Source organism: Mucilaginibacter lappiensis, from assembly GCF_050433765.1.
Classification (GTDB): Bacteria; Bacteroidota; Bacteroidia; order Sphingobacteriales; family Sphingobacteriaceae; genus Mucilaginibacter; species Mucilaginibacter lappiensis_A.
This window is the reverse complement of record NZ_JBNPWP010000016.1, coordinates 63,275-71,821: the sequence shown is the minus strand read 5'-3', so window position 1 is coordinate 71,821 and position 8,547 is coordinate 63,275. Positions and strand designations below refer to the sequence as shown.

Genomic DNA, 8,547 nt, shown 5'->3' with positions numbered 1-8,547 from the left:
CTGCAAGTAATTCCGTTTCAGGGTGAGGTCGTTCGTGTTGATGCGCATAGCTCTTAATTTAGCTATTCTTGTCCTCGAATTATCTGACCTTTACAATTGCGAGTGCAGCCCACTCTAAATCTCCCCGGTAGGGAAGACATTTATTTTTGAGCCCTCCCTTCCGGGGAGGGTTGGGTGGGGCTAATTGCTTCCTTCCCCGCAATAACATAATGTTTCACCTGTACATTCATCAAATACCCGTATAATTTAACGGGGTAATTTGCTTTAGTTCCTGTTTAATAGCATCACTTATATCTAACGTATCAACAAAGGCTGCTATTGTATGTCCGTTAATTTGTTGGTTGGTACGTGTCAGGTCTTTTAACGCTTCATAAGGGTTAGGATAGCCTTCGCGTCTTAATATGGTTTGGATAGCCTCGGCAACAACTGGCCAATTGGCTTCCAGATCTGCACTAATAGCCTCTTTATTCAGCAATAGCTTATTTAAACCTTTTACGGTTGATTTTATGGCAATCAGGGTATGAGCAACCGGAACACCAATATTTCTTAAAACGGTCGAATCAGTAAGATCGCGTTGCAATCTGGATATAGGGAGCTTGGCGGCAAGGTGCTCAAATAAAGCATTAGCAATGCCCAGGTTACCTTCCGAGTTTTCAAAATCAATCGGATTAACCTTGTGCGGCATAGCTGATGAACCTACTTCGCCGGCTTTTATTTTTTGCTTAAAATAGTTCATGGATATGTAGGTCCACATATCGCGGTCCAGATCAATCAGGATATTGTTTATCCTTTTCAATGCATCACATTGAGCGGCAAAATTATCATAATGTTCAATTTGAGTGGTAAACTGCGAACGGCTTAAACCCAATACATCATTTACAAAGTGATTACCGAAGGCTTTCCAATCCTTACCCGGATAAGCAATATGGTGCGCGTTGAAATTGCCGGTAGCACCACCAAACTTGGCCGAATAAGATACCGACTTTAATTGCTGCAGCTGACCTTCCAAACGTTCAACAAAAACCTGTATCTCTTTACCCAGGCGCGTTGGCGAAGCAGGTTGCCCATGTGTATGTGCCAGCATAGGTATCTGATCCCACTCCCGGGCATAGTTTTTTAATGTGTTAACTAATTCATTTATAGCTGGATAGTAGCTATTATTTATGGCAAGTTTAAAAGTGTAGGGGATAGCTGTATTGTTAATATCCTGCGATGTAAGTCCAAAATGGATGAACTCTTTAAAGGGTTCGAGGCTTAATTTATCAAACTCTTTTTTGATGAAATACTCCACCGCTTTTACATCATGATTGGTTGTTTTTTCAATCTCTTTTATGCTTTCAGCATCAGCTTCACTAAAATTTCTGTAGATGTCGCGTAACTTTTCTGATAGAGTTTTATCAAACTGTTGCAGTTGGGGCAAAGGATATTCAACTAAAGCGATAAAATATTCTATCTCCACAAACACACGGTATTTGATAAGTGCGTATTCAGAAAAATAGTTAGCAAGTTCAGCAGTTGTATTGCGATAGCGACCATCAATTGGTGAAATTGCTGAAAGAGAAGTAAGCATCATGTTCTTTTAAATTTTTGCAAAGGTAAGAAATTAGATGTGCGGATCACAGATGTGCTGATATTCAAATATGAAAATTGAAATTCTTTAAGTTAGATGTCCAATTTTCAAAAGGTCAATAGTTATAGTAAAAAATATAACAACATTGATAATCATCTGTATACCTCCAAATTTAATGACCTTTGTCTTGTAAATGTAATTTCAATTGGAAACTTTGAAATCAAAAAATGTTTCCTTAGTTTTGACCCGGAAAGTCAATGAGTCAAATAGAGAGAATAATACAAGGTAGCGAAGATCTGTTTTTAAGAGCAGGTATCAAGAGCATAACAATGGATGATATAGCCAAACATATTGGTATGTCGAAAAAAACCATTTACCAGTTTTTTAAGGATAAGAACGAACTGGTTACCTCATTGGTTAAAAAGAAACTGAAAGATGATGAAAATCAAATAAATGATATTATCAGCAAATCAGAAAATGTGATTGAGGAAATGATCAATATGATGAAATGCTCTGAAGATGTATTTTCAAGGATAAACCCGATAGTAATGCATGATATGCAAAAATATCACCCTGAAGCCTGGGCGGAGTTTCAGAAGTTTAAAGCTGAGATCCTGATCAGTACACTGGAAGAGCTTTTAACAAAAGGTATGAAGCAAGGTTACATTAGGACAGATATTGACGTAAGGATAATTGCAAGGATGAGGGTGAGCCAAATTGAACTTGGTTTTAATACTGAAATTTTCCCGGTAGCGGAGTTTAATACCTGGAAAGTGCAGATACAGTTTTTAGATCACTTTAACTATGGCATTTGCACACTTAAAGGTTACAAGCTTTTAAACCATTATAAAAACATACATGATGAATAAAAAACACTGCTGACATAGGGCTGTCATTACCGTATATGACATTTGAATCGGCATCATAGATAATTGATTAATAACCCAACCACAATATATAAAATGAAATATCTACTTTTTACGGCAACAGTGTTTTGTGCCTTAGCCTTTAAAAGCTATGCGCAGGATGCGCCACCTAATAACCAAACATATAATTTTAGCGTTCAGGAATGCATAAACTACGCTTATGAGCATCAGGACTCGGTTATAAATGCTAAGCTTGATATAAAAAGCGCTGAATACAAGGTTAAAGAAACAACCGGTATTGGACTACCCCAGGTAAGTGGAACAGCCACATTTCAGGATTATTTAAAAATACCTACAACTTTATTGCCCGGAGAAATATTTGGCCAGCCTGCAGGAACTTTTATACCTGTACAGTTTGGGGTTAAATACCAATCAAGTGTTGGTGCAACTGCAGACCAAATTCTGTTTGACGGTAGTTACCTCGTAGGCTTAAAAGCATCCAAAACTTATAAAGAGCTTTCTATCAGAAATCATACCCGTACACAAATTCAGGTTAATGTTAGCGTAACTAAAGCTTACTATCAGGTTTTAGTTAGTAACGAACAATTAAGATTGGTGAACGCCAATATCAAACAATTAAAACAGCAGTTTGATGAAACCGTAGCGCAAAATAAACAGGGAGTTGTTGAGAAAATTGATGTTGACCGGATCTCGGTTCAATACAATAATTTAGTGACCAGCCGCGAAAATACAATTCGGTCTCTTGCATTAAATTATCAGGTTTTAAAATTCCAGATGGGAATGCCCATTGAGAATAATCTTTCCTTAAAAGATAAGCTGGAAGATATTAAACTGGATGATACCGCTGATCTTGCAGCTGATACTTCATTTTATCACAACCGCATTGAATACAATTTAGCCGAAACAGGTATTGAACTTAAAAAACTTGATTTAAAGCGTCAAAAATCACAATACTTACCAACGCTGAAGGCCAATGCAACTTATACCTCATCTTACCAGAATAACAGTTTTGGTAATTTGTACAAAATGAACTTTCCTTCAAGCTACGTTGGGCTTACTTTAAACATCCCCATATTTAATGGATGGCAGCGTTTAAACCAGGTACGGCAATCTAAAATCGCGGTTTTAAAATCGCAAAATGATTTAGAGAATTCAAAGAACGGACTAAAACTGGAGGCCAACAGAGCTAATGTAACCTATATTAATGGACTGCAAAGTTTGAATAACCAAAAAAGAAACAGGGAATTAGCAGAAGAAGTGCTACGTGTTTCTAAAATAAAATATCAGCAGGGAGTTGGCTCAAGCATTGAAGTAACGCAAGCGCAAACATCGCTTGATGACGCAAATGATAAATATATACAAGGACTTTACGATGCTTTAATAAGCAAGGTTGATCTGGATAAGGCATATGGCCGCATTAAATAAACATTTACTAAACCCACTATATAAAAAAGACATGAAAAAACTACTATACATACCCGCTTTCATTTTTTTTGCGGCTTGCTCAAGTAAACAACCTAAGGATAAAACAGCCGAGCTTGCTGACCTGAAAAAACAACAGGCTGATCTAAATTCAAAGATCACCAAATTACAGGCCGAAGTAGGTTCAAAAGATTCATCTAAAACTACGGATGTAAGCACAATTGCTATTAAACCAACCCAGTTTACCAATTATGTTCAGATACAGGGTAAAATTGACGCGCAGGATAACGTAACTGCTTATCCGCAGGCTCAGGCTATAATAACCGGCCTGTATGTAAAAGTTGGGCAGCACGTAAGTAAAGGCCAAACGCTGGCTCAACTTGATAATAACGTATTGCTGCAAAATATAGCACAAAATGAATCACAGGTTAGTTTAAACCAAACATTGTTCAATCGCCAAAAAAATCTTTGGGATCAAAAAATAGGTACTGAGGTACAATTTTTGCAGGCACAAACAACGCTGCAAAGCAGTAAAAAAGCATTGGCTGCGTTAAAACAGCAGGCAAGCCAGTATCGCATTGTATCTCCTATTAATGGAACTGTTGATCAGATGGACCTTAAATTAGGCCAGGCTGCCTCACCGGGCCAAACAGGTATCCGTGTGGTGAATGCTGATGTTTTAAAAGTTAAAGCCGATGTGCCTGAATCTTATGCAGGCAGTGTAAATACAGGTAACGAGGTGAAAATATTAGTGCCTGATGCACAGGATTCATTAATTACCAAAGTAACTTTTGCAGCAAAGGCCATTGATCCAACATCGCGCAGCTTTGGTGTCGAAATAAAATTACCCATACGTAAAACCCTTCGCCCTAACATGACGGCCATTATTCAAATAGCTAATTACACCAAGGCAAACACGGTAGTAGTGCCGGTTAAGGCTATTTTAAAATCAGAAACGGGCGATTATGTGTATCTTAATCAAAACGGAACTGCCAAAAAGGTGAATGTTAAATCAGGAACTACTTATGCCGGCAATACAGAAATATTATCAGGATTAAAAAACGGCGACCAACTGGTAACCGAGGGTGCCACTGAAATTGAGGATGGCGACAAAATAAAAGTATTACAGTCTGCTAATTAATTATTAACGTTTGATCTATTAATTATGAAAGATCTGAATAAAGAATTTGGGCCCTCAAGCTGGGCCATTGAAAATAAGACCGCTATTTACGTGCTCATATTTTTGGTTACCGTATTAGGGCTTATCAGTTACAACAACCTGCCTAAGGAAAACTTTCCGGATATTGCACAATCAAAGGTATTTGTAACTACCACATTTGCCGGGCAGTCGCCGCAAAACATTGAGAACCTGGTTACCAGGCAAATAGAGAAACAATTAAAGTCACTAAAAGGGCTTAAAAAAGTTACCTCAAACTCGGTGCAAAACGTATCTATTATTACCGCTGAATTTAATGCCAATATTGATATTAAAGACGCGAAAATTGATGTAAAAGATGCGGTAGATAAAGCTGAACAGGATCTGCCCCAAAATGATGATAACCTGAAGGAATCAGTAATATCTGACATTAACGTTGCTGATTTGCCCATTTTGTATATCAATATTTCGGGTAATTATGATCTGAAGAAACTGAAAGAATATGCTGATGTTTTAAAAGATGAAATAGAAAGTTACAAAGAAATTTCAAAGGTAGATGAAGTAGGGGCCTTAACTCCTGAGATCCAGGTAAATGTCGACCTGAATAAAATGGCAGCTACACAAATTGGCTTTAATGATATTATTAAGGCAATCGGAGACGAGAATATCCTTTCATCGGCAGGTACTGTTAAAACTGATGGTATACGCCGCAGTATTGATATTAAAAAGGATTTTAAAAATGCAGATGAGGTGGCCGCTATGGCTATCCGTAATCCTAAAGGACAAGCAGTTTACTTAAGGGATATTGCCGAGATTAAAGATTCATTTTTAGAGCAGGAGAGTTATGCACGTTTAAAGACCAACGATAACCCCAACTTTAAAAATGTAATTACCCTTAACGTAAGTAAAAGAGCGGGAGAAAACCTTATTGAGGCATCTGATAAGATCAATGAACTGATAAAACTGAAACAAAAAACAGTATTTCCCAAAGGGCTTGATATTGTTGTAACAGGAGATCAGTCGGATAAAACACGTACCACGTTAAATGATTTGATCAATACCATAGTGATCGGCTTTATACTGGTAACCGTTATTCTGATGTTTTTTATGGGTACTACCAATGCTGTATTTGTAGCGCTTTCTGTACCATTGTCGTGTTTTATAGCATTTTTAGTGATGCCTTCCATTGGGTTTACCCTCAATATGATCGTGCTGTTCTCGTTCCTGCTGGCACTGGGTATAGTGGTTGATGATGCTATTGTGGTAATTGAAAATACACACCGTATTTTTGCCAATGGTAAAGTGCCGATAAAGCAGGCCGCTAAAATGGCAGCCGGCGAAGTATTTCTTCCTGTGTTTTCAGGAACTATGACCACTTTGGCGCCATTTGTTCCTTTGGCATTCTGGAATAGTTTGATAGGACACTTCATGTTCTTCCTGCCTATTACACTGATCATAACCTTACTGGCATCATTGGTGGTAGCTTATATTATTAATCCTGTTTTCGCGGTTGATTTTATGAAACCGCACCATGAAGGTGAGCATGATAACCCACGATTTGACAGAAAAACGACTATAACCGTGGGCGTTATGGCAGTATTGGCCATATTAAGCTATGCAATGTTTTTTGCAGGTATCTGGACAATGGGTATGGGCAACTTTTTGGTGCTTGCTATACTTTTATACCTGTTGAATCATTTTATTTTATTGAAAATAATAGACAGGTTTCAGAAAAAGGCATGGCCGCGTTTTCAAAGATGGTATGCAGGTTTGCTTGAAAAGGCAGTGCGCAGGCCGTTAACCATATTATTCGGCACTATAGTTTTGTTTATCCTGACTATTATGTTTATGATAGCCCGGTCGCCAAAGGTTGAATTTTTTCCATCAGGCGATCCAAACTTTGTTTACGTTTATTTAACCATGCCAATAGGTACCGATCAGGCTTATACCAATGAGATCACTAAAAAAGTTGAAAAGCGTGTAGCCGAAGTGGTTGAGCCTGATAAGGACATTGTATCATCAGTGATATCAAACGTTACCAAAGGGGTAACCGACCCAACAGATGAAGACCAGGGCGACTATGAAAATAAAGGTAAGGTAACCGTAGCATTTGTAGAGTTTGGCAAGCGTAATGGTAAAGACACCAAGGTAGTTTTAGCCAATATACGTAAAGCGGTACAAGGTATACCAGGAGCAAAAATTGCCGTAGCCCAGGAAAACAGCGGCCCTCCGGTACAAAAAGATATCAGTATTGAGATCATAGGGGATAATATTGACACGCTGGTTGCAACTGGTAACCGCCTTAAAAACTACATTGCCAAACAAAATATAGCAGGTATTGAAGGTCTTATTGCCGATGTACAAAGCGATAAACCCGAGGTGGTTTTTGACATTGACCGTGAAAGAGCCAATCGTGAAGGTATCAGCACTGCTCAAATAAGCCAGGCTCTGGGCACGGCAGTATTTGGTGCAAAGGCAGGTGATTTTAGAAATACCAAGGAAGATGATTATCAGATCAAAGTACGTGCATTAGAAAATCAGCGCAGCAATCTTGATGAACTGAAAAACATAAAAATAACCTATCGTGACCTTGCTACGGGCGGTGCCATACGTCAGGTACCTATATCGGCCTTTACGGATGTGCGTTATACCAATACCTATAGTAACATTAAGCGTAAACAACAGCGCCGCGTGCTTACTTTAGGTTCAAGCGTTATAAAACCGTTTAATGCGAATGAGGTGAATGCCAATATTTTGCAGGCTATTAATAACTTTAAAAAGCCGGATAATGTGATCATAAGGCAAGGCGGTGGTCAGGAAGACCAAATGGAAGCTATGAATTTCCTGTTGGGGGCTTTGGCTACATCATTTGGGTTGATCTTGATTATCTTAATGATCCAGTTTAACTCTGTAGGTAAAACATTCATTATCATCAGCGAGATCTTCTTCAGTATCATAGGTGTTTTGCTGGGTGTAAGTATTTTCGGCATGACCATGTCTATCGTTATGACAGGTATAGGTATCATTGCCCTTGCAGGTGTGGTGGTACGTAACGGTATACTGCTGGTTGAATTTACGGATATGCTCATTGAGCAGGGGGCCAATTTGCATGATGCTGTGGTAGAAGCAGGGCACACCCGTATGACCCCGGTATTATTAACAGCTACAGCGGCTATTTTAGGTTTGATACCATTGGCGATAGGTTTTAATATCGACTTTGTAGGTATGTTCACCCACTTTGCCCCGCACATACATTTTGGTGGCGATAACGTAGCATTCTGGGGCCCATTGGCATGGACAATGATCTTCGGCTTAGGTTTCGCTACTATTATTACACTTATACTGGTTCCATGTATGTACATTATCCGTTATAACATAAAAGCAAAGCTTTTTGGTAATAAAAAAGAGGAAAAACATACAAAAGTATTGGAAGCAGAAACTGTATAGCTTAAGCTGCATAAAAATAGCCGTGTCCTTAGTAAGGACACGGCTATTTTTGTTTTACAGGGTTT

5 protein-coding genes are annotated in these 8,547 nt (G+C 38.5%); 4 read left to right on the top strand and 1 reads right to left on the bottom strand.

Translation table 11 applies throughout. From position 1 onward, the window contains the following. Nucleotides 1-229 precede the first annotated feature (229 nt). On the bottom strand, nt 230-1,573 hold the full coding sequence (purB, locus tag M2273_RS29940) for an adenylosuccinate lyase (protein WP_429401940.1): 1,344 nt from the start codon (nt 1,571-1,573) through the stop codon (nt 230-232). A 254-nt stretch (nt 1,574-1,827) separates the two neighbouring features. Between purB and M2273_RS29935 the strand changes: the two genes are divergently transcribed. The 4 genes from M2273_RS29935 to M2273_RS29920 all read left to right on the top strand — a co-directional run bounded on the left by M2273_RS29935 (nt 1,828) and on the right by M2273_RS29920 (nt 8,482). Then, entirely contained in the window at nt 1,828-2,439 is a 612-nt protein-coding gene (locus tag M2273_RS29935; protein WP_429401938.1) for a TetR/AcrR family transcriptional regulator, read from the top strand. 93 nt (nt 2,440-2,532) lie between these two features. Further along, on the top strand, nt 2,533-3,882 hold the full coding sequence (locus M2273_RS29930) for a TolC family protein (protein ID WP_429401936.1): 1,350 nt from the start codon (nt 2,533-2,535) through the stop codon (nt 3,880-3,882). A 31-nt stretch (nt 3,883-3,913) separates the two neighbouring features. Next, nucleotides 3,914-5,020 carry an efflux RND transporter periplasmic adaptor subunit gene (locus M2273_RS29925; RefSeq protein WP_429401934.1) on the top strand — a complete coding sequence of 369 codons (1,107 nt, stop codon included), beginning with the start codon at nt 3,914-3,916 and terminating at the stop codon, nt 5,018-5,020. A gap of 24 nt (nt 5,021-5,044) precedes the next feature. Next, a complete protein-coding gene (locus tag M2273_RS29920; RefSeq protein WP_429401932.1) occupies nt 5,045-8,482 on the top strand; it encodes an efflux RND transporter permease subunit in 3,438 nt (1,145 codons plus the stop codon). The last annotated feature ends 65 nt before the right edge of the window (nt 8,483-8,547 follow it).

Bases quoted from the DNA above. Each gene is read 5' to 3' on its own strand.
- M2273_RS29935 (WP_429401938.1), top strand. From the start codon at position 1,828: ATGAGTCAAATAGAGAGAATAATACAAGGTAGCGAAGATCTGTTTTTA.
- M2273_RS29920 (WP_429401932.1), top strand. From the start codon at position 5,045: ATGAAAGATCTGAATAAAGAATTTGGGCCCTCAAGCTGGGCCATTGAA.
- purB (WP_429401940.1), bottom strand. From the start codon at position 1,573: ATGATGCTTACTTCTCTTTCAGCAATTTCACCAATTGATGGTCGCTAT.
- M2273_RS29930 (WP_429401936.1), top strand. From the start codon at position 2,533: ATGAAATATCTACTTTTTACGGCAACAGTGTTTTGTGCCTTAGCCTTT.
- M2273_RS29925 (WP_429401934.1), top strand. From the start codon at position 3,914: ATGAAAAAACTACTATACATACCCGCTTTCATTTTTTTTGCGGCTTGC.